Raw genomic sequence first — 25,831 nt, 5'->3', positions numbered from 1 at the left:
CCTTTTTTAATATTTTATCTTGTATTCTGGTATTCTTGCATTAAAAGGTATAGCCAATGCTAAGACCACCTTCGGCTATAAATCCGTCATCATATAGTATAGGCACAAATGCTATTCTGAAATTTATACCGCCATTATCCTGCTGAAAACGATAACCTACCGTAGCAGTGCCAATAAACCCGGTTATATTATCAAACTCAAAAGTTGTTCCTTTGGAGCTTCCCTGCGAGCGGACAAAAGTTGTACCTGCGCCAAGTTCGGCAAAACTGCTACCCCCGGTTTTTCCAAAACCATACAAATAATTTAACTGCAGCGGAACAGAGGCAACCCAGTTAGCGCCTGTATTGTAATAACCTGCACCAACCCTGTAGCCCCATTTATCTCTCTTATCGCCAAACCGGGTATCGTAGTTTATAGTAAGTGCAAGACCGGGGCCGCCAACTTCAAGGAACACAGTTTTGGGCTTTTTAAGCTCTACAATGGTCGAATCCCTTTTAATTGGGTTTTCTTCAAGGTTTTGGGCCTTCAGATAAAAAGATGATGTGATAAGTAGTAATAAAAAAACAGCTTTTAGTGTAAAGGTTTTATTCACTTTTAAAGATTTTGGGTTATTAACTATTACCATAATTACTTTATAATTATGATAGTGAGTAATACGCTAGTGCCGGTTAAAAAGTTTCAGTTTATGCAGTTACAAGGCCAATGATGGCTTAAAACATCAAATTTGTCGTAAACCGTATGTTTAAAACCAGCAACTAATAATATTACAAAAAGTGAATTAATTTAGAGCAGGAGTAACCTCTGCTTTAACAGTAAGATCAAGCGCATCTTCCACTTTTTCATTTAAAAGAGCTAAATCTATTACTTCGCGCATTTGTGTTACATAGTGAAATTTAAGATCTTTTATGTAATCTTCCTTAATTTCCAGGATGTCTTTTCTGTTTGATGCACACAGGATGATCTCTTTTATATTGGCGCGTTTAGCAGCCAGTATTTTTTCCTTTATACCGCCAACAGGCAATACACGCCCCCTTAAAGTTATCTCGCCTGTCATTGCCAGGTGCGGTTTAATTTTACGCTGCGTAAATGCTGATGTTAGGGCAGTAAGCATGGTTACACCAGCTGATGGGCCATCTTTTGGTGTGGCACCAGCCGGAACATGCACATGAATATCCCACAGGTCAAACAGTTTGGGATCAATATTGAAATAGGAAGCATGTGCGCGTAAATAAGCCAGGGCTATCGTTACCGATTCCTTCATTACATCGCCCAGGCTGCCGGTTAAGGTTAACCTGCCTTTGCCAGGGCTTAAGCTTGCTTCAATAAATAATATATCTCCGCCTACTGAGGTCCATGCCAAACCGGTAACTACACCCGCCACATCATTGCCTTCGTAAAGGTCTTTATCAAATATAGGTGCGCCCAAGATCTTTTCTACCTCTTTTTTATTCACGGTAGGGTTATAAGGCTCTTCCATGGCAATATTTTTTGCTACGCCGCGTACTAATGAACCTATTTTTTTCTCAAGCGAGCGAACGCCCGACTCACGGGTGTAGTCAACTATCAGCTTTTCTATAATATCTGGTTTTACAACCACATCTTTAGCCTTTAAGCCATGTGCCTCGCGTTGTTTGGGGATCAAATGCTGTTTGGCTATTTCAATTTTCTCTTCAATGGTGTAACCATTTACTTCAATGATCTCCATACGGTCAAGCAAAGCTGGTTGAACTGTGCTCAGTGAGTTTGCTGTCGCGATGAACATTACGTTTGACAGGTCGAAATCCATCTCTACATAATGGTCATAAAAAGTACTGTTTTGTTCAGGATCAAGCACTTCAAGCAATGCCGACGAAGGATCGCCCCTAAAATCATTACCTACCTTATCAATCTCATCCAGTATAAATACAGGGTTTGCCGCACCCGCTTTTTTAACAGATTGAATTATACGGCCCGGCATTGCGCCGATATAGGTTTTACGGTGCCCCCTTATTTCGGCTTCATCACGGATGCCACCCAAGGCCATACGTACATATTTACGCCCCAAAGCTTTGGCAATTGATTTACCTAATGATGTTTTACCAACTCCCGGAGGGCCAACCAAACAAAGTATCGGGGCTTTCATATCATGCTTTAATTTAAGCACGGCCAGGTATTCAATAATACGTTGTTTTACTTTATCAAGGCCAAAATGATCTTTATCCAAAACCTTTTGGGCGCGTTTCAAATCAAAGTTATCCTTAGTAAATTCGTTCCACGGCAAGTCAAGCAATAACTCAAGGTAATTTATCTGTACAGAGTAATCAGCCGCAGCAGGATTAGTGCGTACAAGCTTTTCAAGCTCTTTATTAAAATGATCCTTAACTTCTTTCGCCCATTTCTTTTTTGATGCACGCAGCTTTAAGCTATCAATCTCAAGATCAGGCGATGAACCGCCAAGCTCTTCCTGTATCGTTTTTAATTGCTGATTTAAAAAATAATCGCGCTGTTGCTTATCAAGGTCGACCCGTACTTTGCTCTGGATCTGGTTTTTCAGCTCAAGCATTTGCAGGTCAAGGGTTAAATGCTCCAGCACCAGGTTTGCCCTGCTGCGCAGGCTGGCCTCTTCCAGCAATTGCTGCTTGGCAAGCATATCGGCATTCATATTTGATGATATAAAATTGATCAAAAATGAAGTGCTTTCAATGTTGCGGATCGCAATGCCTGCCTCGCTCGGAATATTTGGCGATAGCTGAATAATGCTCATGGCCATATCCTTAATGGACGAAACCATTGCCTTAAACTCTTTATCTTCTTTGTGCTTTATTTCTTTAAAAGGCTCAATAGTAGCTTTTATATAAGGTACGCTTTGTACTTCGTCTTTTAAAATAAAGCGTTTTTTGCCCTGAAGTATTACAGTTGTATTACCATCAGGCATTTGCAGCATTTTTACAATAAGCGCAATGGTGCCAATTTTGTTTAACTGGGAAAATGAAGGGTCTTCAATCCCCACATCTTGTTGAGAAACTACCCCAATCATCCGGCTGCCCTTGTTAGCATCGCGGATAAGCTTTATTGATTTATCGCGGCCAACTGTAATAGGAATAACCACTCCCGGAAATAAAACAGTGTTCCGCAATGGTAGTATGGATAATATATCCGGCAAAGCCTCATTATTCATTTCCTCTTCGTCTTCTGTTGACATCAGGGGGAAAAATTCAGAATCTTCGTTTATTACCGGTAAAGCACTTTTAAAATCAAATGGATCAAAATTCATCAACTACCTTTTATGTTTTTATAAAAAACGTCATATTGTCAGCCTGCAAAGTTACAGGCATTTTTTTACAGGTTAACTAGTAATTATTCCTGTAGCAATACCTTGTTTCAAGACATGTGCCAAGATAAGACAATATTCAGCAACTATTACATTTGCTTCGTAAAGCATTGATTACATGCAAATTATAAATTCACTCACTTTTGATTGAAAAATAAAAAATATTGATAAAGATGAAAAAAAGTCATATCATCGCATTCTATTTGATAAATTATTAAAAATATTCAGACAAATTAGTGCCCATTGGCATAATATTTTCTTGCAATATAAGTTAATAATATACTGCTTTGATAAAACAATAGTGGCCTTTAATGAAGATTTCGGTAATAATATCTTTTCTGATAATTTCTTCTTTTGAAAACGCATCTGCCCAAAACTCATATGTAAAGTTAGGGCAGCAGGCTTTAATGGACGGAGATTTTAAAGTTGCAGTAGCGCAGCTTGAAAAAGCATGCCTTATTGATTCAACAAACTCCACTGCTTTGCTAATGCTTGGCTACTCCTATTATCATAGCGAAAACTACAAAAAATCAATTGCAGCTTACACTAAAGAAATAGCAATAAACCCTGTGGATGCAACCGCTTATTACTACAGGGCCAGGGCAAAAAGCTATTTGGGCAAAGACAACCAGCTTTCTTCGGCAGATAGGGAAAAGTATTTGTTAGGGTCGATATTTGATCTGACTAAAGCAATATCTATTGATCCGGATGATACCAGAAATAAATATCACCAGGTTAGGGGCATTGCGTATCGTGAGTATGGTGTATTTAAAATACAGGCTACCGGCCGTGCTTATGATAAGGCAAGGGCTATAAACTCTTTTAAAGCATCTTTAGCCGACCTTGAAAAGGTTTTAGCAGATAATCCGGGAAGATCAGATATATCTGCACTGATTGATCTTTCAAAACAAAGGCTTGACGAGGCAATGGCCCATAAATAATAAGCTTACTGCTCAATTACTCCCTGTATTTTATACCGGTTCCTTCCCATTAGCTTTACCCGTTGGTCCTTTTCAATCAAATATAGCGAATCGGGAAAATAACTCAGCTTTTCGGTGGTTTGGTATAATATGTTTTTAGTCCGGGTGTATATCACTATCCACTTTACTTTTTCTTTATCTTTTTTAATGATTATCTCGCGCACTTTAAGTTCATCCTCTTTGGCCTTATATAATACCAGGTTATCCCCGGTAGCTATGGTATAACTATTTTTCCAGGCCGGCCTGTTTATATCTGCACCCGTAAACATATCAAGCTCGTGCCCCCAGTTATCAATTTTTACTTTTTTGTTTTCGGTAACGCCATTATGTGTTACCGTTTTAGTAACCATCCTGCTCAGCTTGTTAAGGCGCGCGGTATCGGCAGTAAAATATCCTTTAATATCAAAATACTTTAAGGTGGCAGCATTTTCCTCCTTAACGTCTGGCCGGCAAGCCAGGCCACTTATCATTATACTGCCAATTAAAGCAATAGTTGTAAATGGCCTTAATTTACACCAATACATTACCACCCATTTGTTCAGGAATTGCTACCCCTAAAATTTTTAATACCGTAGGCGCTATATCACCTAATTTACCATCCTTAACCTGCTTAACATCATCATCAATAATAATACACGGAACCAGGTTGGTTGTATGCGCAGTATTTGGCGATCCATCATCGTTTATCATATAATCGGCATTGCCATGGTCGGCAATAATTATAAATGAATAACCGTTTGCCAGGCCGGTTTCTACAACAGCTTTTGTGCAGCTATCGGCAGTTTCAGCGGCTTTAATAACTGCGCTGAATACGCCGGTGTGGCCAACCATATCTGTATTTGCAAAATTTAAAACGATAAAATCAGCCCATCCGCTTTTCAACTCCGGGATAATGGCATCACGGATCCCTTCGGCGCTCATCTCTGGCTGCAGATCATAAGTTGCAACCTTTGGCGATGGTACCAGTAAGCGTTTTTCATTAATAAATTCCTTTTCCCGGCCACCTGAAAAGAAAAACGTAACATGCGGATATTTTTCTGTTTCGGCAATCCTGATCTGGTTTTTGCCAGCATCCTGCAAAACTTCGCCTAAGGTTTTTGTAAGGTCTTCCTTATTAAATACAACCTTTACATTCTTAAAGGTTTCGTCATAAGGCACCATGGTAATATAATGCAGATCCAGCGGATGCATATTATATTCAGGAAAAGCTCTTTGTGTTAACGCTACTGTAATTTCACGCCCCCTGTCGGTCCTGAAATTAAAGGAAATCACAACGTCGCCTTCTTTAATTATTGCCAGTGGCTGCCCGTTTGTATCAACCTTTACAATGGGTTTTATAAATTCATCAGTAACTCCTTGCAGGTACGATTCTTTTATTGATTGAATAATATTTTGAGTTGGCTGGCCTTTACCATTAACCATCAGGTCATAAGCCAGTTTAACCCGTTCCCAGCGGTTATCCCTGTCCATAGCGAAATATCTGCCAATTACCGATGCCAGTTTTACATTGGTTTTTTCAATATAATCCTCAAGCTCCGTTATAAAGCCTTCGCCCGATTTTGGGTCAGTATCACGGCCATCCAAAAAGGCATGAATAAATACCTTATTCAGCTCATAAACAGCGGCTGCATCACATAGGCCTTTTACATGCCTGATGTGCGAATGTACGCCGCCATCAGAAACAAGGCCAATAAAATGTACATTTTTATTATTTCGCTTAGCGTATTCAAAGGCTTCTTTTAAAACAGCATTTGTTGGCAGCTCATTATCATCAACAGCTTTATGTATGCGGCCAAGTTCCTGGTAAACAACCCGGCCTGCACCCAAATTCATGTGCCCAACCTCCGAATTTCCCATTTGTCCTGCAGGTAAACCAACAGCCGTGCCCGAAGCCTCCAATTTTGAATTTGGATATTTTTTTAACATTGAATCAAAAAAAGGTGTATTGGCTGCAACTATAGCGTTCGACGCATCATTACGGCCGTAACCCCAGCCATCGAGGATAATTAACGCAATTTTTTTCTTTCTTTCCACAATGCAAATATAAAGGCAACGTTGTTAAGTTATAAATTAATTGTTGATTAAGTTTATTATGCGAGTATTTGATTAAGTTAATAGAATTATCGCCATCCTAAACCCCATTAACTTAATTAATATTTACTGTAACGCTCATTTTCAATAGTTGTCTGATAGTATATGAAACCACTTTACATGCCGTTGCTTATTATTTTTTACATGATTCCTGCTGCTATCGCAGTTGATCCCATAGATAAAGTTGCCGAGTTGATCCGCCAGGGAAATACCCGCGAATTATCAAAAATTTTTGCTGAAACCGTGGAGATAACCATGCAGGATGAAGAAAATGTTTATTCAAAAGTTCAGGCCGGCCTTATTTTAGATAAATTTTTCAGTCAAAATAAACCGGTATCTGTTAAGATGCTTCATAAAGTAAACTCCAACCCCAATTACCTGTTTGCTGTACTTATTGTTAACACTCAAAAGGGGCCTTTCCGTATAGGCTACACTTTAAAAGAAACCGAAGGCAGCCTGGCGCTGATCGAGCTGCGGATAGAAACAGAAAAGGTGAAGTAGGTTTTTTGGTTCATAGTTGATGGTTCATAGTTCATGGTCTGGACAATTGTAGCTCATAAGGCCGCTATTTCATTTATCTATAAGCCACTCCTTTCTTTTTCCATGAACTATGAACCATCAACTATGAACTTTCCTATGAACTTTTTCCATGAACTATGAACCATGAACCATCAACTATTATTACTTTTGGGCTTCAAAAAAGCTTATAGATTTGGATAAACTACTTATTGATCAATTTATTTTAAATTCCCTTAAGGAAGACGTAGGTGATGGCGACCATACATCGCTGGCAACTATTCCTGCGGGCACAAAGGGCAAAGCGAAACTTTTAGTAAAGGACGAAGGTATTTTGGCAGGTATTGAGCTGGCTTTAGAAATATTTCATATTGTTGATGCCGGCCTTAAAGTAACCACGTTTTTGAATGACGGCGAAAAGATAAAACCAAAAGACATTGCCTTTGAGGTTGAAGGCGATGCACAAAACATTTTGAAAGCCGAACGCCTGGTGCTTAACTGCATGCAGCGCATGAGCGGGATAGCCACAAAAACCCGCCAAATTGTAGACCTTTTACATGGTACAAATACCAAAGTTTTAGATACCCGCAAAACAACTCCGGGAATGCGGTATCTTGAAAAATGGGCCGTTAGAATTGGCGGGGGGGTAAACCACCGCTTTGGGCTGTATGATATGATATTGATAAAAGATAATCATGTTGATTATTCGGGTGGTATAATGCAGGCGATAAAAAATGCGCAACAATATATCATTAATCAAAACAAAAAGCTGGCAATTGAAATTGAAGTAAGAAACCTTGAAGAGCTGCAACAAGTTTTGCAAACCGGGGGCATAAATCGTATATTGCTGGATAACTTTAATTTTGATGACTTGCGTGAAGCAGTGAAAATTATTAATGGAAGGTTTATTACAGAAGCATCTGGCGGTATAACTATCGATAATATCAGGGACTATGCAGCCTGCCGGGTTGATTATATATCAGTAGGCGCTTTAACCCATTCTGTAAAAAGTTTAGATTTGAGCTTAAAGGCGGTTTAGGAGAAGAGATTGACGACTTGTGATTAGAGGTTAGTTCCGCCGGAAAAATAGCTTTCAAATATCAAATATAGCAATTGGAAAAAAAGGCATTAAAGAGTGGGGTGCTATAACTAACCTCTGATCTCTAACCTCCAATCACTAATTTACAATGATTAACACATTAAGCATTCTATTTATTAATATTGCGGTGAAATGATAACTGTCTACTCAATTTCAGCGCTTATTTTGGCCTATTTCTGCGGCTCTATCCCCACAGCGGTTTGGATAGGCCAGGCATTTTACGGAGTTGATGTGAGGGAATATGGCAGCGGCAATGCCGGAGCAACCAACACATTCAGGGTGTTAGGTAAAAAGGCAGGGATCCCGGTAATGTTAATTGATATCTTAAAAGGGTGGACAGCTACTAACCTGGCCTATTTCATCGGCGTTTCAACAACCGGGGGCCTTCATTCCAATTATATAAGCTACCAGTTAGCTTTGGGTATAGCTGCTGTTATGGGTCACCTGTTCCCTGTGTTTGCCGGGTTTAGGGGTGGAAAGGGCATAGCCACCCTTTTTGGTATGGTTTTAGCAGTCAACTTAAATGCCGCGTTATTATGTGTATCAGTGTTTATAGTTGTACTTTTAATTACACGGTACGTATCACTTAGTTCAATTACTGCCGGCTTTGCTTACCTGATTGGTGTTACTTTCTTTTTTAATAAGTATACCAATAACCTGGTGGTTATTTTTGGAATGTTAATATGTTTATTGATACTGGTTACACACCAAAAAAATATTGAAAGATTATTAAAGGGTAAAGAGTCGAGGGTTAATTTGTTTAAGAAAAAAACAGCCACATGAAAAATATACTTTCGGTTATTACAGTAGTAGTTACTCTAATACTTTGTTCCTGCTCAACAGTTCCCCTCACTGGCCGCAAACAATTAAAATTAGTTGATGACACTCAAATAAATCAATCGGCAGCGCAAAGCTACAGCCAGCTGTTATCCGATCCTAAAACTTCAGTTATAAATACGGGGACCGATGCCCAGCGTGTAAAAAGAGTTGGCGCCCAGCTTGCCACAGCTATTGAGGGTTATTTAAAAACCAATGGCTTTGGTGACCAGTACAGTTTTAAATGGGAATTTAACCTGATAAAAAGCAACGAAGTTAATGCCTGGTGCATGCCCGGCGGAAAAGTTGCTGTTTACAGTGGTTTAATGCCGTTAGCCAAAACTGATGCTATGCTGGCAACAGTTATGGGCCATGAAATTGGTCATGCCATAGCACGTCATTCTGCCGAAAGGATCTCACAACAGATGGCTGTGCAGGGTATAGGAGGTGCCGTTAGCGCTGCCTCGTCAACTAATAGCCAGGCAACGCAAGGCATCATTAACCAGCTATATGGCGTTGGTGGTAATTTAGTGCTGTTAAAATATTCACGCAACCAGGAATCGGAAGCTGATAGATTAGGCCTTACATTTATGGCCCTAGCTGGGTATGATCCTCATGCTGCAATCGCCTTTTGGCAAATAATGGCAGCACAAAACAAAGGCGGAGCGCCACCTGAACTTTTAAGCACACACCCTGCTGATGCAACCCGTATTGCGGATATCCAAAACCGGATCCCCGAAGCTATGAAGTATTACAAACACTAAATTTTTCTCCCGCCAATGCGGGATTTTATATTTTATGGGCAAACGTAAATTTTTAGAAGCACTGTGGAACAACCTGCTGATGCTGAATTATGAAGTTGATCCGGCCATCCTGACACCTTATCTTCCCCCATCAACAGAGCTTGATCTTTGGCAGGGAAAAGCATTAGTAAGTATGGTTGGTTTTATGTTTAATGATACAAAGGTTATCGGCATAAAATGGCCGTTCCATATAAATTTTGAAGAAGTTAACCTGCGTTTTTATGTAAAGCATTTTGATGGTAATGAATGGAAACGTGGCGCTGTTTTTATAAGCGAGATCGTCCCCAAAGGCATTATTGTACTTATAGCAAACAATTTATATAAAGAGCATTACCGTGTGCTGCCCATGCGGCACTCACAGATTCCTGTAGGTGCTGATCATACTGAATTCTCCTACGTGGAAGCTAAAGGGTCGCTGGAATAAACTGGGCGCTACAGTAAGCAATCAATTTGAAGATATACCGCCAGGAAGCCCCGAGGAGTTTATTTGTGAACATTATTGGGGGTATAACAGGCTAACCGATACAAAAGCCATGGAGTACCAGGTTGAGCATATATCATGGCAGACAGCTAAGGTTAAAGAGTATGTTTTTGATGCCGATATAACTGAATTATATGGAGAAGAATTTTTGCCGTTTTCGTTTTTAAGCCAAAAACCATACTCAGCTTTCTTTGCAAACGGGTCAGCAATTAGTGTGAGGATTGGGGGAGAAGAGAGTGATTAAGAATAATACTTAAATCCATACCAGTTACTCAAACTTATATGGATCAACTATATGTAGCTTTTTAATATTTTTAAAATCCTTATTATTATGGCTTACCAAAATAAGGTCATATATAATTGCAGTGGCAGCAATAATGGCATCAGGAAGTTTAATCTGATGGGTTTTGCGAATTAAAACCGTTTGGTTAATGATGTTTTTGTTTATTTCAATTACATCAGCTAATGCAATAAAGCTTTCCATAGCCAGTGTTACATTTTTATAACCAACAAATTCAATATAGCTTATAAATGAAACGTTGAAAGAATCATCAATAGCTTGTACAACATATTCAAACCCTTTTTGAGGTATATTTCTAGTCTGAAAGTCTATTAAGATATTAGTATCTATCAGAAATTTCTTTCCCATTCGTTTCGGGCTTGCTTCAAATACTCTTGGAATTTTTCTCCTTCCTCTTTACTAAGAGTACCTGCAAAATCAGATGGCTTTTTTTTAGGCAGTTCATTTGTCAATTCATCCGTTAATTCATCAACAGGATAAATTAGCACTTCTATTTTTCTACCAACATAATTCATTGGTACAGAAAGATGAATATCTGTTTGCTTAGGAGTTATGCTTGTTCGTACCATATAAATTTTCAAACAGAAACAAATTTGTTTCTGTGGTATTGTAAAATTAAACAAAACCAATGAATTAGACAATTTTAGATTAAAGTCAGATTCCCTAACACCTCCAATATTGCCTGCGCTTTAAGTAAGCACTCTTCATATTCCTTTTCTGCATCAGCATGGTAGGTAATGGCGCTGCCCGCATGGAATGACAGGTATTTATTATCCTGGTTATACAGCAGTGTGCGGATCACCACATTAAAATCAAAATCATCATCCGCACTAAAATAACCTATCGCACCCGAATAAACCCCTCTCCTGCTTTGTTCATATTCTTCCATCAGCTGCATCGAGCTAATCTTGGGAGCGCCGGTCATGCTGCCCATAGGAAAGGTGTTTTTAATGGCCTGTACGGGGCTTACGTTGTCTGCTATCTCACATACAACTGTCGAGATCATTTGATGTACATGCCGGAAGCTGGAAATACTATATAATTCTTCGGCCTTAACTGAACCCTCTTTAGCCGACCGGGTCAGATCATTTCGCACAAGATCCACTATCATAACGTTTTCCTGCAGCTCCTTGCTATGGGTTCTTAATTCCCGGATGTTCCGTTCATCCTCGGCTAGTGTACTCCCTCTTTTGGCTGTTCCTTTTATTGGCTGCGATATTAGCTTATCGCCCCGCTTAGCTAGGAAACGCTCTGGTGTGGCACAAATGATATAATTATCTTTCCACTTAAAAAAAGCAGAAAAGGGATTGGGAGAAACTTCATTCAGTTTTAAGAATACAGCCAGTGGGTCGATAACTGCATTTTCAGCAAAAAACTCCTGGCAAAAATTGGTTACATAAATATCACCCCGATTTATATGTTCTTTTATTTTTTCAACTGAATCTAAATATTGCTGTTTACTTAAACGGGATTGAGTATTTACTACGGAAGCCTGGCCATTTGTATGAAGTATCTGCTGCTCAATATCATTTAAAATATCTTGCGCATCATCAGCAATTATTTCAACCTCACTACCCCTTATGATCATCAAATGTTGCGGAACAAAAAAATACAGATCCGGAAACCGCAGGTGATCGGGGTTTTCAGAAGTTAAATTTTCAATTTCGTTCTTCAGGTCATAAGTAAAAAAGCCGGTCATCCAGCCTGTGTGTTGTTTACGAAATTGTTCCAGTTGCTCAAAAGCAGTACCGGTATTGGCTGCCATATCAGCCTTAACGCCGGCAGCAATTAAAGTATCAAATTTTGAGTAAGGATCAGTAAAATTATTTGAATCCAGGTAACAGCAAACATCAAAAGCTGATGCCCATTGCAAGACCTTCTTTTTAAAACTCTCCCGATCTGCGACCTGTATAATCACGGTACAAAAATAGTTATCTAAAATCAAAAGGCCCCGTTAAACGGGGCCTCTGTTTAATTAAATTATTTTAATGTTCAGTGCAAAACCAAAGTCTGTTTCCTGTCCGGCCCTACTGATAAATATTTAATCGGTACGCCTAATTCTTTCTCTAAATAATCAATGTATGATTGTAGTTTAGCAGGAATTTCCGACAGTTCTGTTATGCTGGTTAAGTCTTCGTTCCAGCCATCAATTTCCTTCAAAACAGGCGATGCTTCTACACAGCAAATATCATAAGGCATATAATCTATCTTTTCGCCTAAATAGTTATAATGAGTGCAGGCATAGATCTTATCAAAACCGCTCAATACGTCAGCTTTGGTCATTACCATTTGGGTAACGCCGTTAAGCATAATGGCATATTTTAATGCGGGCAGGTCAATCCAGCCTGTGCGGCGCGGCCTGCCGGTAGTTGCACCAAACTCATGGCCTATCCTGCGTAATTCTTCGCCTGTTTCATTATCCAGCTCCGTAGGGAAAGGACCGCCTCCCACACGTGTGCAGTAAGCTTTAAAAATCCCTATAACCTCGCCTATTTTGTTTGGAGCAATGCCAAGACCGGTACAAGCGCCTGCCGTAGTTGTATTTGATGAGGTTACAAAAGGATATGAGCCAAAATCAATATCAAGCATGGTACCTTGTGCACCTTCTGCCAAAACCTTTTTGCCCTGCTTTAAATAATCATTCACCAAATGTTCCGAATCAACCAGCTGAAATTTATTGATCAGCTCAACAGCTTCAAAAAATGCTTTTTCACGTTCAGAAAAATCAGCCACCTCGCCATATAACGAGGTCAGCATAGATACATGCTTATCAACCAATTTTTGATAGCGCTCTTTAAAATCAGGCATTGCAGTATCACCAACACGCAAGCCATTACGGCCTGTTTTATCCATATAAGTCGGACCAATCCCCTTTAAGGTCGATCCTATTTTACCATCACCCATCTTCTTTTCAGAAGCGGCATCAAGCAACTGGTGGGTTGGTAAAATCAGGTGCGCCTTTTTGGCTATCATCAAGTTCTTTTTAGCCAAAAGATCATGACCTGCGTCTTTTAATTTATCAATTTCTTTTTTCAGGGTGATAGGGTCAATCACAACACCATTACCTATCAGGTTCATAGTATTTTCAAAAAATATGCCCGAAGGGATGGTGTTCAATACAAACTTTTTACCATCAAACTCAAGTGTATGGCCTGCATTAGGCCCACCCTGGAAACGCGCTATCAGGTCATAACCTGCGCTCAGTACATCAACAATTTTTCCTTTACCTTCATCGCCCCACTGGAGGCCTAATAATACGTCAACAGCCATTAATTTTTTACTTCTTTTTTATAATAATCGTCAAATGCTCTGCGGAATAAACAAACCCCCCAAAGGTATCATCATAAGTATATTATAATGATAAAATTTAAAAACTTTTTTACTGGGCTTTTCTATCACAAAAACCTGCACGTAACTTTTCGCAGTCACCATACAGGTTTAATGAGTGGTGTTTTATTTCAAACTTCAGCAAGCCGCCCATCATACTTTGGATCTGCTGGATCCTTGGATCGCAAAACTCAACCACTTTACCGCAGTCAATACAAATAATATGGTCGTGCTGTTTATAACCGTATGATTTTTCGAACTGGGCCATATTCTTGCCAAACTGGTGTTTGGTCACCAAATCGCATGATACCAGCAACTCTAAAGTATTATAAACCGTGGCCCGGCTAACGCGATACTTTTTATTTTTCATGTGGATGTATAATGATTCCACATCAAAGTGATCGCTCCTGGAGTATATTTCCTCAAGTATTGCAAAACGCTCGGGGGTTTTCCTAAGGTTTTTATTTTCAAGGTAAGCCTCGAAAATCTTTTTAACCATTGCTATGGTTTCCTGTTGAGACATGTTTATTTATTAAAGGGCAAAGTTAAGAATTTAGTTTCGGAGTTAATTAAGTTTATTAGGTTGATTAAGTTCTAAAAACTAATCAACTCAATCAACAACTCACTTAATCAACTAAGCATCAAGATGCTTTTTCAATTACAGAGTCAAACCTGTTAACCCCGGTAATGCCTTTTACGGTTTTCAATTTTCTTATAAGGTTTTCCAAATGGTCTGTATCATTTACATACACCATAATTGATCCTTCAAAAATGCCATTGTCACTATCAACAGTAATTGAGCGGATATTTACCTTAAAATCTTTTGATATTACAGTAGTTAACTGGTTTATCAGCCCTACTTCATCAATACCTGTTATTCTTAGCCCGGTTAAAAATGCAAGCTCCTGCTGGTTTGTCCACCTTGCTTTTACAATGCGGTACCCATAATTAGCCATCAGCTTAGCTGCATTAGGGCAATTGGTGCGGTGGATCTTTATGCCATCGCTAACAGTAACAAAGCCAAATACATCATCGCCGGGGATAGGGTTACAGCAGTTAGCCAGCTTATAATCTATCTTTTGCATATCCTCGCCAATCAACAGCATATCGCTGTCCTTGGCTTTTATGCTTCGTAACAGGCTTTGCACCTGCTCTGTCTCTATCCTGTCCTGAGGTTTATTTTCAATTATTTTTTCTGATGCCTGGTATTCTTTAAGGTCCTTCATATCAATAGTGCCTTTGGCTATATTGTAAAAAAGGTCCTGTGTTGATGGCAGCTTAAAGAAATAGCTCAGCTTATGTATGTTCTCTGAATTGTAAGTGATCTTTAATGATTTCATCTTACGTTCCAGGATCTCTTTACCGTCTTCGGCTATTTTGCGTTTTTCTTCTTTTAAAGCCGATTTTATCTTAGCCTTAGCTTTTGCAGTAACAACAATATTCAGCCAATCCTCCTTGGGGGTTTGCTTGCTCGATGTAATAACTTCTACCTGGTCGCCATTTTGCAGCTTATGACTTAGCGGAACCAGTTTATGATTAACCTTGGCACCGATACAGCTTGCACCAACATCAGTATGGATCTCAAAAGCAAAATCGAGTGCTGTCGCATTTAACGGGAGCTGGATCAATGCACCTTTAGGCGTAAAAATGAAGATCTCGTCAGAGAAGAGGTTCATTTTAAAATCATCCAAAAAGTCAAGCGCGTTAGAGTCGGGGTTTTTAAGCATATCCCTCACCTTTTGCACCCACTGATCAAGCCCGCTATCGGTTGATGATTCTTTATATTTCCAATGCGCAGCAAAACCTTTCTCAGCAATTTCGTTCATCCGTTTGGTTCTTATCTGCACCTCAACCCACTGCCCGCGCGGGCCCATTACCGTAGTATGCAATGATTCGTAGCCGTTTGCTTTGGGTGATGAGATCCAGTCGCGAAGCCTGTCGGGGTTCGGCCTATATAGATCAGTTACTATAGAATATGCTTTCCAGCAATCGGCCTTTTCGCTCTCGGGGGTGCTATCTAAAATTATCCTGATAGCAAAAAGATCATAAACCTCCTCAAAGGGAATAGACTTTTTCTTCATTTTATTCCAGATAGAATGGATAGACTTTGGCCTGCCGAATAAATCAGCATGCAGATCCTGCCCTTCCAGTACCTTCTTTACCGGTTCAATAAAATCCCTGATAAATTTTTCCCTTTCGGCCTTCTTCTCGTTCAGCTTATTTTTAATAAACTGGTAAGTTTCCCTTTCCATGTATTTCATAGAAAGATCTTCCAACTCAGATTTTACGGCATATAAACCCAGGCGATGCGCCAGTGGGGCGTACAGGTAAACAGTTTCTGATGAAAGCTTAAGCTGCTTATCGCGCGGCATAAACTCCATTGTCCGCATATTGTGCAAACGGTCGGCCAGTTTTATTAATATCACCCTTACGTCATCGGCAAGGGTAAGCAGCATTTTACGGAAGTTTTCGGCCTGTAAAGAGCTGTTGGTATCAAAAACGCCTGATATTTTTGTCAAGCCATCAATTATCATGGCTACCTTTTTACCAAATTCCCTTTCAATATCATCAAGGGTCATGTTGGTATCCTCCACAACATCATGCAGCAAAGCGCATACTATTGAAGTTGTACCCAAGCCAATTTCTTCGGCAGCTATTTGGGCAACAGCTATAGGATGGTAGATATAAGGCTCGCCAGATTTACGCCGCATATCCTTATGACTCTCCAGCGCCATTTCAAATGCCTTGCGGATCATCCGCTTATCGCCCTTCTGCAGGGTTGATTTTGAGGCACGCAACAATGCGCGATATCTTTTTAAGATCTCATTCTTCTCGGCTTCCAGGTCTATCACTAAGTCTTTCATTATATCACTTTCTTGTTTATTACGCTAAATATCATAAACTTGCAATAAAAATTATAATTGCGGGTTATATTAATTACCCAAAAAAAATGCGTTATTTTTGCACTACGTAAAATTATGAAATTTATTGGCTTATTGTTGCTGTTTTGTTGGCTAATGGGAACTGTTGAAGCCCAAACACAACCGGTTGCACCAATAATTCTTGGCAAAAATGATACCATCAAAACTTACCTCACTATTGACAGTGGTAAATTGATCCCTTGGATAGTATTAGCCGACATAAGGATTACGGATACCCGCATTTTTAAAAGCCAGGCCGACCTGGATAATTACAGGCGTTTACGTTACAATGTATTGAAAGTATTGCCTTACGCACGCTTTGCGGGCCAAAGATACCGCCAGCTCCAGCGCGACCTTGCCTTAACGGGCGACAGGCACAAGCAAAAAGAATTAATTAATACATGCGAATCTGAAATAAAAGGCTTATTTAAAAGCGAGATCAAAGACCTGACAATAAGTCAGGGGGAAGTTTTAATTAAGCTGATCGACCGCGAAACAGGGAATACAAGCTATGCTATGGTAAGAGAGCTGAAAGGTGGTTTTAAAGCTTTTCTGCTCCAGTCTGCAGCACGGATCTTTGGTCATGATTTAAAAGAAACTTATGACCCGGACGAACAAAAAGATATTGAAGCCATCCTGAATCAGGCGGGCTACGTTTCATCTAACAATTAATAATGGCTGATAACAGTATTTACCAGTTTAATATCCAGCAATTAAACGGTGAGGAATTAAGTTTATCTGAATATAAAGATAAAGTTCTTTTAATAGTTAATACCGCTTCTCAATGTGGTTTTACCCCCCAGTTAAAAGAATTGGCTGCGTTAAAAAAAGATTTTTCCGGAAGCGATTTTGAGATCCTTGCTTTTCCTTCGAATGATTTTGGAGGTCAGGAACCCCTTGAAGGCCAGGCCATTTCGGCATTTTGCGAAACCCAGGGGGTTAACTATCCTGTATTCGATAAAATAAGGGTGAGAGGGCCATATGCGCATCCTTTATATAAGTTTTTTGCCGATAAAAAGGGCAATGGTAAACTTAGCTCTGTACCAAGATGGAATTTTCATAAGTTTTTAATCAATAAATCGGGCCTGGTTACCGATTTCTTTTATCCGTTTACCAAACCAACCTCTTCGAAGATCAGGAAGCGAATTGCGCGCTTACTGGCACCTGGTAAATAATCAAATTTTGTTATGCTTAAATTAGATATTTTAGTTTTATCTGTTCACCCGGACGATGCCGAACTCGGCTGTGCCGGTACTATATTAAAACATAATGCGCTAGGCAAAAAAACCGGCATTGTTGATCTTACCCGCGGCGAACTGGGTACAAGGGGTTCAGCCGAAATAAGGGATAAGGAAGCTGCTGAATCAGGCCGCATCCTTGGTTTATCCATAAGAGAAAATATAGGGATCCCTGATGGCTTTTTTGAAAACACAAAAGAGTACCAGTTAAAAATAATTGAAGTTATCCGCAAATATCAGCCTGAAATTTTAATTACTAATGCCTGCCACGACAGGCACCCGGACCACGGGCGTGCCAATAAGCTGGTGGAAGATTCCGCATTTTTAGCCGGATTAAGGAAAATAGAAAGTTATTTTAATGGAGAATTACAAACAGCCTGGCGCCCTAAACAGGTATTGCATTTTATACAGGATAATTATATAAGGCCGGACATTTTGGTTGATGTTACCGATTTTTGGGATAAAAAGGTCGAAAGCATTCAAGCATTTGGTTCACAATTCTTTAATCCTGATTGGGCAGCAGATGAACCACAAACCTATATCTCGTCGCCTGATTTTATCCAGGTTGTTGAAGCCCGTGCCCGTGAGTTTGGAAAAAGCATTAATGTTAAGTATGCCGAAGGCTTTACCTCGCGAAAGATCTTAGGAGTAGATAGTTTGTTTGATTTGCGGTAGTCCGAAAGTCCGTAAAGTCGGAAAAGTCCGAAAGATGATATTGCATAAAACATACAGCTTTCGGACTTTCGGACTCAAAGCTACGCTTTGACATACTCAAACCGGTTATTCTCATCGCTTCTCTCTCTTCTAAGCTTATGTTCGTTAGCAAGCTTTAAAAGTATCCCTGATAGTTCAGAGGTTTTAAAATCTGAATCGAAGTTTTCTTTGCAATAATCAGCTATTGATGATATTGAATGCCGAGTGCTAAAAAAATCAGTCGACAATAATTGATTTAAAACCTTGGTTGCTCCTGGTTTTTTAACTCCTCTCGGGTGAGGATAACTTTCTCCGTTCTCTCCTCTTGGCTTATAGTTCCGCTTGCTGAAAATATCGGCTGGCTCAGCCTCCGCTTTCTCAAACTCAATCATCACGTCTAATAAACGGTCAACAACTCTAACCTGTACAGCCTCTGACTGGAACGAATTAACAACTTCGGAAATTTCCACCAGTTGCTTTTTTAATTTTTCGATGTGTTTACTCATGATACTTATTAGCCTGTTACTTATTAACTTCGCATCTAAATTTTACCAGCATAATAACATAGAATATTGCCAATATTGGTAAAAAAATAGTAAATTTTAACCCTTTAATATTTAACTAACGCGGGTAAAATATTTTATTGCAGTAATTACAGGAAATATGGCTAATTTTCATTAAAATCAGGTTTCTGTATCAATTGTTTTACAATAAAGTTACAATCCGGAGCATATTTTTTTAAGTATTTCCATGCCATTATCAATATGATTTTTCTCAATAATAAGTGCAGGCCTAAAACGGATGCTTTGTTCACCGCAGCCAAGGAACATTACATTTTGCTCCATTCCTTTGCTAATGAACTCATCTCTTGTGGCTTTGTCTGGAAAATCAAATGCTGTTAACAAGCCTTTTCCGCGAACATTGCTAATAATCGGATACTTTTCAGAAATATTTTTTAAACTGTTTTGCAAATAATCACCCATTTCTGCAGCGTTTTCACAAAGGTTATCCTCCGCAATAATTTCCATAATTTTTGCCGATCGCACCATATCAACCAAACTGCCACCCCAGGTTGAATTTATGCGCGATGAAACATTAAATACATTGTTTTCAATTTCATCTACTTTTCTGCCGGCTAATATGCCGCATACCTGCATCTTTTTACCAAAGGCCAGTATATCCGGGCGGGCATTTTCGCCAAAGTGCTCATGGCACCAAAATTTGCCGGTAAGGCCTACACCTGTTTGTACCTCATCATATATCAGCATTGCCTCATTTTCGTCGGCCAACTGCCTTAGGTTTTCTAAAAACTCTTTCCGTACGTGGTTATCGCCCCCTTCCGACTGAATAGGCTCAATGATGATAGCACATACATCATCCTTATTTTCTTCAAAAGCTTTCTTTATTTGTGCTAAGGATAATTCCTCGCGCCTTAACAAGTCCTCGTGATTGCTGTCGCTATATGGAAAGTTAATTTTGGGGAGTGAGACCCGGGGCCAGTCAAACCTGGCGAACCATTTGGTTTTAACCGGCTGTGTATTGGTAAGACTTAGTGTATATCCTGAACGACCATGAAAAGCATTTTCAAAATGGATCACCTTAAAACCCAATTCTTTTGTATAACCTTTTGCAAAGTTTTTTTGAACCTTCCAATCCATTGCAGTTTTTAGCGCGTTCTCAATAGCCAGCGAGCCTCCTGCTATAAAAAATGCGTGTGGAAGATATTCAGGGATGCCTACACGGTCAAATGTTTCAACAAACTGGGCGTATTGGGTGGTATATATATCAGAGTTTGACGGATTGGTTAATGCCGCCAGCATCAGGTTTTTCTTAAACGTTTCATCGTTCACCATTTTGGGGTGATTATAGCCCAAAGGCACAGATGCAAAGCAGGTAAAAAAATCAAGCAATGTCCGGTCATACTTAGCATCGTAAATATAAACACCCTTACTTTTTTCCATATCAAAAGTCAGGTCGAAGCCATCGGCTAATACATGCTTCTGTAATGAAGCCTGTACATTTTGGGGAGAAATCAGCAGATTGTACATATAATTTGGTTTGTACAAATTTACTGAAAACCGCTCAAAAACAAAAATTAAGCGGTTTTTGAACCGATACGCCAAAAAGTAACTTTAAACAATTTAAAGTTACTTTTTGTACCAAAGTTGATTTTGGTTTGTAGAGCCTTAATGCCCGGATGCAAAAATTGTGTCTTATAAACTGCTTATTTCTTCGTGCAGATTGCAAACTATTTACAACCTTTCACCATGCTGACTAATATCAAGGCCAACCTCCTCTTCAGCTGCAGATACCCGTAAAGGTGAGATCATATCTGTAATTTTCAGTAACAGCAGGGAGCCAAAAAAGGCAAAAACCGACACACCCACCAGGGCAATCAGTTGTACAAAAAATAAGTGTGTATGGCCGAAAAACAAGCCATCGCCTGTTGCATTTGCTGCATTTACTTTTTGATTGGCAAATACACCGGTAAGCAGCATACCCACCATACCACCAACGCCATGACAAGGGAATACATCAAGCGTATCATCAATTTTTGTACGTGTGCGCCACTCAACAACCAGGTTACTGATAACGGCCGATATAATACCTATGGCCAGTGAATGCGGAACGGTTACGTATCCGGCCGCAGGTGTAATAGCTACAAGGCCTACTACAGCCCCAATACAAGTACCCATTGCCGATGGTTTTTTACCGCGCAGCATATCAAAAAAGATCCAGGTTATGCCGCCTGCGGCAGATGCAGTTGTACTGGTAGCCAATGCAATAACCGCTAAATGGTTTGCACCAAAAGCAGAGCCGGCGTTAAAACCAAACCAGCCGAACCACAGCAATCCGGTACCTATCATTACGTAAGTTATACGCGCAGGCGAATGGTTTGCCTCATTTCTTCGTTTTAAATATAAGGCCGAAGCTAAAGCCGCCCATCCGGCCGACATGTGCACAACCGTTCCCCCGGCAAAATCAAGCACGCCTAATTTACTCAAAATACCGTCGGGGTGCCAGGTTATATGCGCCAGCGGCGAGAATATAAAAATAGTAAACAGTACCAGGAATATAATATACGAGTTAAAGCGGATGCGCTCGGCAAATGCGCCGGTAATAAGCGCAGGTGTAATAATAGCAAACTTAAGCTGGTACATTGCAAACAGCAGTAAGGGTATAGTTGGAGCTAATTTCCAGGTTGCATTGCCCAGCATGCCCTTCATCATAAAAAATGTAGACGGGTTACCTATAAATCCGCCAATACTATCGCCAAAGGCAAGGCTAAAACCAAATATGCCCCACATTACGGTTATAATAACCATACATACTATACTTTGCAGCATGGTAGAGATCACATTCTTTTTATTAACCATTCCACCATAAAAGAAGGCTAAGCCGGGTGTCATGATCAAAACTAATGCTGTTGACATCAACATCCAGGCAATATCGCCGGTATTAAAATGAGGATCAGGGCCTTTTTTAAAATCTATTGAAGGAAAAATAAATGTTAAAACTAAAATAAACAGGATAAGCGCGAATGGAAAATATCTTTTCATGCAGTTTTTAAATATCAATAAAAATAAAAGGTCGAAAGCAGGTTTATATGGCTGTAAAAATGACAAAAAAGTTAAATATTTAAAGAAGTGGGGTAAAATTTAACATTTTTATATATTTACATGTCAAAAATTATAATTTTAATACATCGATATTAAAAAAACCTTTAATTAATAACAGATTGATAATTTGAAACTATTATAAAGCCGGAAATTAATTTTTGACAATGTTTATTGGGTGTATTTTTATAAAAATTCCACTACCATTTAGGGAAAAATAAAAAAGCTTATAAAAAAGAAAGCCCGGTCATTGGAAACCAGGCTCGTCATAATATAGGTCTGTAAAAGGATTTAGTCTAAAATATAAACGGTATTAACTTTCCATATCGCCTTTAGGTACCCATGAAAAAGTTGTTGAAAGTAGCATATTATTTGAATAAAAACAAATAAAAAATATAGTTTCAATTCAAAAATATATGAAAAAATAAGTTTTAAAGGATTCTGAATAGCAAACCTGGCCATATCCCTAGTAAAATCACCAAAAATGATATAATTACACACAAAATGATAACATTTCGAGATTTAACAAGTGTATTTTTAACAAATTCAGTTCTTTTCAGGAATAAATTCAGAGGGATTTTTATATAGTAAAACAGCGATACTACTGTTGTTAAGGCACCGGTTATCATCAATATTAACAACCAAATATTATGACCCTGCTGGTAAACACCATATACTGCTGAAAACACCAGCACCTTCCCGGCGAACCCTGCGCTTACCGGCAACCCGGTTAATGATATTAGCACTATAACAAAGCAAATGGAGGCTGCCGGATATTTATGACCAAGGCCCTTATAGCTATCCAGGTCATCAGCATCCAAAGCATTGGCAAAATAGGTGGCCAGCGCCAGAGCGCCAATATTAGCTATGCCATATACCGCCAAATAATACGTTAAAGCAGATATACCTGCGGACGTATAGGTTGCAATTGCCATTAACGCAAACCCGGTATGCCCAATACTTGAGTAAGCCAGCATTCTTTTAACATTGCGCTGAAGTACGGCGGCAAAATTCCCGGCTATCATGGTGATAACGCCTGCTATGCTTAAAATCAGCCTAAAATCAAAGGCATTCCATTTTGTATAAAAGATAAAAGGCCTTAAAAAGTTGATGAGCAATGCAAAAGCTGCAATTTTTGGCAAAGTTGACAGCCATGCCGTTACCGGGGTTGATGCACCCTCATATACATCGGGCACCCAAAAATGAACAGGTACAAATGATAATTTGAATCCTATTCCTATCAGCACCAATACCAAAGCAAATGAAACTGCCAGCGGGTTAGCCTGAATCAATCCCGGGAGTAAGTTACCGGTAAATAAGTTGAGCGAGCCGCTAAAGCCATATAGCAGCGAGATCCCGTACAGCATCAATGCGGAGGATGCTGCCCCAAACAATACGTATTTTAATCCAGCCTCGGTGCTGGTTGCATTTTCAGAGCGGTAGGCTACCATCAGGTAGGAAGCAATGGATACCATCTCAATAGCCAGGTAAATAGATAGCAGGTTTACTGCCATAACCATAAGGTGCAAGCCTAATACCGACCCTATAACTACAGAATACAGATCAGACAGCCCTTTGCGATGGGCCTTTAAGCGGTTGTCCCACTCAAAATAAAGTAACAGGATAAATGCCAGCGCATCAATAATAAATTTAAAATTGATAGCTATGCGGTTAAGCAGCAGCATTTCATCGAACAAAAACATGCCGTTTACACGTCCGCTTACAAATAACAGCTGAATTTGCTGGTAATCCTTATGGATCACCAGCAAAATTCCGGCACAGGCAATTATCCTGCATAATTTTTCAGAGTTGCGGCCAAACAGCAGGTCTGTTACCAATACCAGTATAAATAATATGGTTAAATAAATTTCGGGCAAAAAATAAGGAATGCTGCCTAAAACAGTAGAAACAGAGCCTGGTATAAATGGTATCAGATCGTGCATAAAACACAGATATTTATTTTAGCTGTAAGAACTGTATAAATGTAACTACCGAATCATTGATCTTATCAAACACTAGCGATGGCATTAATCCTAAAACTAATACCAAAAGCGCCAGTGGCAGTAATGTTATTTTTTCGTGAAAGTTAAGATCGGTCAGGGCTGTTTTCCATACCGAGCCGCCTTTTAAATTTACCGGACCGAAGAACATGCGCTGCAGGGTCCATAAAAAATAGGCGGCTCCTAACAGGATCCCAATCGAACCGCATATAGCCATCCAGTAGGGCAATGCGCCATTTACCGATGCTGATTTAAATGCCCCGGTAAGCGCGAATGCCTCGCCTATAAATGCCGAGAAGCCAGGCAAACCCAATGAGGCAAAAAAAGCAACCATTACAAAGGCAGTATATTTTGGCATAATAGTGGCAAGTCCGCGGAAATGAGTAATGCCCCGGTCATGTACCCTATTGTAAATAACACCTGCCAAAAAGAACAGCATGGTTGATAAAAACCCGTGACTAACCATTTGCATTACCGCACCGCTTAACCCTTCGGTTGTTAACGAGGCTATCCCCAGCAAAACAAACCCCATGTGCGATACGGACGAATATGCGATCAGCCTTTTCAGGTCCTGCTGGGCCAGGGCGTTTAGTGCGCCGTATATTATGGATATTACACCCAGCAAACCAAGCCAGTAAGTATTGGCATGCGCAATCTCAGGGAAGATGCCTACGCAGATCCTAATGATGCCATATCCGCCTACTTTTAATAAGACCCCCGCCAGGATAATTGAAACAGGTGTTGGCGCTTCAACGTGGGCATCGGGCAGCCAGGTATGCAAGGGCACAACGGGTACTTTAATAGCGAAGGCGATAAATAATATTACAAAACCTACGGTACGGGCCGGCATACCAAAAACAGTTTGATGGCTTAAAACCGAAAATACTGAGCCGGCCTGATAATTTGCCGGGTTCATCATCTGGATGATGTTGAATGTATGATTACCTGTTGCAGGGTCTGTAACCGACAGGTAAAGGCCTATCATAACCAGCAGCATAAATACTGAGCCGAACAAGGTGTAAAGGAAGAATTTTATAGCTGCATACTCGCGCCTTGCGCCGCCCCACATCCCTATCAGAAAATATAGCGGCAACAGCATCAGCTCATAAAAAATATAGAACAGGAAGAAATCAAGTGAGCAGAAAACACCTATTACGGCCATATCCAGTATCAGGAACAGCACAAAAAATCCTTTTAAATTGCTTTTTATCTCCCATGATGCCAGGGCTGCAATAACCAGCACAAAGGAGGTCATTACCAGCAGCGTTATGGAAAGGCCATCGATCCCCACAAAATAATCGATCTGCATTTTACCCAATGTGCCCAGGTCGAGGTTGATCCAGGGCAGCTTTTGCAAAAACTGAAACTGGCTCTCGTGGTTAATCCCTGCAAATGATACGCCTGTTTTAAAGTTGCAATAGATCCAGATACTCATGCCCAGTTGTACCAGCGTAGCCAGCAGGGTTATAAACTTAAAACTGCTTCGCCATGCCGAAGGCAGCAGCGCAATTATAAGTCCAAACAGGATAGGCGTAAATATGAGGAGGGTTAGGATGTTCATGAGATAGAAGAATTAAGAGCCAGGAAGCAAGAATCAAGAAAAAAGACAGAAACCTTAAAACCAGCGATAATTGTACA

At 39.8% G+C, this 25,831-nt stretch carries 25 protein-coding genes; 10 read left to right on the top strand and 15 right to left on the bottom strand.

The features are described from left to right. Positions 1-40 precede the first annotated feature (40 nt). Positions 41-625 carry a hypothetical protein gene (locus JWQ54_RS12665; protein WP_299585210.1) on the bottom strand — a complete coding sequence of 195 codons (585 nt, stop codon included), beginning with the start codon at positions 623-625 and terminating at the stop codon, positions 41-43. A gap of 153 nt (positions 626-778) precedes the next feature. Further along, complete coding sequence (lon, locus tag JWQ54_RS12660) at positions 779-3,253, bottom strand: endopeptidase La (RefSeq protein ID WP_299585208.1); 2,475 nt, start codon at positions 3,251-3,253, stop codon at positions 779-781. Between the two features lie 368 nt (positions 3,254-3,621). Between lon and JWQ54_RS12655 the strand changes: the two genes are divergently transcribed. Next, positions 3,622-4,251: a tetratricopeptide repeat protein gene (locus tag JWQ54_RS12655; RefSeq protein ID WP_299585206.1), complete on the top strand. Its 630-nt coding sequence runs from the start codon at positions 3,622-3,624 to the stop codon at positions 4,249-4,251. 5 nt (positions 4,252-4,256) lie between these two features. Here JWQ54_RS12655 and JWQ54_RS12650 read toward each other — a convergent pair whose 3' ends face one another. Together JWQ54_RS12650 and gpmI are read right to left on the bottom strand one after the other, a co-directional pair. Continuing rightward, positions 4,257-4,814 (bottom strand): hypothetical protein, encoded by a 558-nt coding sequence (locus JWQ54_RS12650; RefSeq protein ID WP_299585204.1) that lies wholly within the window; start codon positions 4,812-4,814, stop codon positions 4,257-4,259. Then, positions 4,801-6,324 carry a 2,3-bisphosphoglycerate-independent phosphoglycerate mutase gene (gene gpmI, locus JWQ54_RS12645; protein ID WP_299585202.1) on the bottom strand — a complete coding sequence of 508 codons (1,524 nt, stop codon included), beginning with the start codon at positions 6,322-6,324 and terminating at the stop codon, positions 4,801-4,803. The genes JWQ54_RS12650 and gpmI overlap by 14 nt, the downstream gene beginning before the upstream one ends. Positions 6,325-6,486: 162 nt before the next feature. Between gpmI and JWQ54_RS12640 the strand changes: the two genes are divergently transcribed. The 6 genes from JWQ54_RS12640 to JWQ54_RS12615 all read left to right on the top strand — a co-directional run bounded on the left by JWQ54_RS12640 (position 6,487) and on the right by JWQ54_RS12615 (position 10,340). Beyond that, a complete protein-coding gene (locus JWQ54_RS12640; protein ID WP_299585200.1) occupies positions 6,487-6,882 on the top strand; it encodes a DUF4783 domain-containing protein in 396 nt (131 codons plus the stop codon). 211 nt (positions 6,883-7,093) lie between these two features. Further along, a complete protein-coding gene (nadC, locus tag JWQ54_RS12635) occupies positions 7,094-7,936 on the top strand; it encodes a carboxylating nicotinate-nucleotide diphosphorylase (RefSeq protein ID WP_299585199.1) in 843 nt (280 codons plus the stop codon). Between the two features lie 192 nt (positions 7,937-8,128). Beyond that, complete coding sequence (gene plsY, locus JWQ54_RS12630; RefSeq protein WP_299585197.1) at positions 8,129-8,779, top strand: glycerol-3-phosphate 1-O-acyltransferase PlsY; 651 nt, start codon at positions 8,129-8,131, stop codon at positions 8,777-8,779. Then, entirely contained in the window at positions 8,776-9,576 is an 801-nt protein-coding gene (locus tag JWQ54_RS12625) for a M48 family metallopeptidase (RefSeq protein WP_299585195.1), read from the top strand. The genes plsY and JWQ54_RS12625 overlap by 4 nt, the downstream gene beginning before the upstream one ends. 34 nt (positions 9,577-9,610) lie before the next feature. Next, positions 9,611-10,039, top strand: a complete 429-nt coding sequence (locus JWQ54_RS12620; protein ID WP_299585193.1) for a DUF2071 domain-containing protein — start codon at positions 9,611-9,613, stop codon at positions 10,037-10,039. Then, positions 9,987-10,340, top strand: coding sequence for a DUF2071 domain-containing protein (locus JWQ54_RS12615; protein ID WP_299585191.1), 354 nt, complete (start codon positions 9,987-9,989; stop codon positions 10,338-10,340). The genes JWQ54_RS12620 and JWQ54_RS12615 overlap by 53 nt, the downstream gene beginning before the upstream one ends. A gap of 24 nt (positions 10,341-10,364) precedes the next feature. On the opposite strand, the gene JWQ54_RS12610 is transcribed toward JWQ54_RS12615, so the two are convergent. The 6 genes from JWQ54_RS12610 to JWQ54_RS12585 form a co-directional block, all read right to left on the bottom strand. Then, positions 10,365-10,745: a type II toxin-antitoxin system VapC family toxin gene (locus JWQ54_RS12610; protein ID WP_299585189.1), complete on the bottom strand. Its 381-nt coding sequence runs from the start codon at positions 10,743-10,745 to the stop codon at positions 10,365-10,367. After that, positions 10,727-10,966: a hypothetical protein gene (locus JWQ54_RS12605; RefSeq protein WP_299585187.1), complete on the bottom strand. Its 240-nt coding sequence runs from the start codon at positions 10,964-10,966 to the stop codon at positions 10,727-10,729. The genes JWQ54_RS12610 and JWQ54_RS12605 overlap by 19 nt, the downstream gene beginning before the upstream one ends. A gap of 74 nt (positions 10,967-11,040) precedes the next feature. After that, positions 11,041-12,315, bottom strand: a complete 1,275-nt coding sequence (locus JWQ54_RS12600) for an anthranilate synthase component I family protein (protein WP_299585185.1) — start codon at positions 12,313-12,315, stop codon at positions 11,041-11,043. Positions 12,316-12,389: 74 nt separating this feature from the next. Continuing rightward, complete coding sequence (locus JWQ54_RS12595; RefSeq protein WP_299585183.1) at positions 12,390-13,667, bottom strand: adenylosuccinate synthase; 1,278 nt, start codon at positions 13,665-13,667, stop codon at positions 12,390-12,392. Between the two features lie 109 nt (positions 13,668-13,776). Then, on the bottom strand, positions 13,777-14,247 hold the full coding sequence (locus JWQ54_RS12590) for a Fur family transcriptional regulator (RefSeq protein ID WP_299585181.1): 471 nt from the start codon (positions 14,245-14,247) through the stop codon (positions 13,777-13,779). Between the two features lie 118 nt (positions 14,248-14,365). Further along, entirely contained in the window at positions 14,366-16,588 is a 2,223-nt protein-coding gene (locus JWQ54_RS12585; protein WP_299585179.1) for a bifunctional (p)ppGpp synthetase/guanosine-3',5'-bis(diphosphate) 3'-pyrophosphohydrolase, read from the bottom strand. Positions 16,589-16,702: 114 nt separating this feature from the next. On the opposite strand from JWQ54_RS12585, the gene JWQ54_RS12580 reads away from it, so the two are divergent. Genes JWQ54_RS12580 through bshB1 form a run of 3 tightly spaced genes read left to right on the top strand, consistent with a single transcriptional unit; the run spans position 16,703 to position 18,558 of the window. Beyond that, positions 16,703-17,317, top strand: a complete 615-nt coding sequence (locus tag JWQ54_RS12580; protein WP_299585177.1) for a DUF4294 domain-containing protein — start codon at positions 16,703-16,705, stop codon at positions 17,315-17,317. A gap of 2 nt (positions 17,318-17,319) precedes the next feature. After that, positions 17,320-17,820 carry a glutathione peroxidase gene (locus tag JWQ54_RS12575; protein WP_299585175.1) on the top strand — a complete coding sequence of 167 codons (501 nt, stop codon included), beginning with the start codon at positions 17,320-17,322 and terminating at the stop codon, positions 17,818-17,820. Positions 17,821-17,832: 12 nt separating this feature from the next. After that, on the top strand, positions 17,833-18,558 hold the full coding sequence (bshB1, locus tag JWQ54_RS12570; RefSeq protein ID WP_299585173.1) for a bacillithiol biosynthesis deacetylase BshB1: 726 nt from the start codon (positions 17,833-17,835) through the stop codon (positions 18,556-18,558). Positions 18,559-18,638: 80 nt separating this feature from the next. On the opposite strand, the gene JWQ54_RS12565 is transcribed toward bshB1, so the two are convergent. From JWQ54_RS12565 to JWQ54_RS12545, 5 genes are all read right to left on the bottom strand, one after another. After that, positions 18,639-19,082 (bottom strand): hypothetical protein, encoded by a 444-nt coding sequence (locus tag JWQ54_RS12565; protein WP_299585171.1) that lies wholly within the window; start codon positions 19,080-19,082, stop codon positions 18,639-18,641. Positions 19,083-19,292: 210 nt separating this feature from the next. Further along, positions 19,293-20,624: an L-lysine 6-transaminase gene (gene lat, locus JWQ54_RS12560; protein WP_299585169.1), complete on the bottom strand. Its 1,332-nt coding sequence runs from the start codon at positions 20,622-20,624 to the stop codon at positions 19,293-19,295. A gap of 204 nt (positions 20,625-20,828) precedes the next feature. Further along, positions 20,829-22,136: an ammonium transporter gene (locus JWQ54_RS12555; RefSeq protein WP_299585167.1), complete on the bottom strand. Its 1,308-nt coding sequence runs from the start codon at positions 22,134-22,136 to the stop codon at positions 20,829-20,831. Positions 22,137-22,624: 488 nt separating this feature from the next. Beyond that, a complete protein-coding gene (locus JWQ54_RS12550; RefSeq protein ID WP_299585165.1) occupies positions 22,625-24,136 on the bottom strand; it encodes an NADH-quinone oxidoreductase subunit N in 1,512 nt (503 codons plus the stop codon). 13 nt (positions 24,137-24,149) lie between these two features. Next, complete coding sequence (locus JWQ54_RS12545) at positions 24,150-25,754, bottom strand: NuoM family protein (protein WP_299585163.1); 1,605 nt, start codon at positions 25,752-25,754, stop codon at positions 24,150-24,152. Positions 25,755-25,831: the final 77 nt, after the last annotated feature.

The organism is Mucilaginibacter sp., from assembly GCF_028288225.1.
Taxonomy (GTDB): domain Bacteria; phylum Bacteroidota; class Bacteroidia; order Sphingobacteriales; family Sphingobacteriaceae; genus Mucilaginibacter.
The sequence above is the reverse complement of the archived record's forward strand: the minus strand, read 5'-3'. Positions and strand labels throughout refer to the sequence as shown.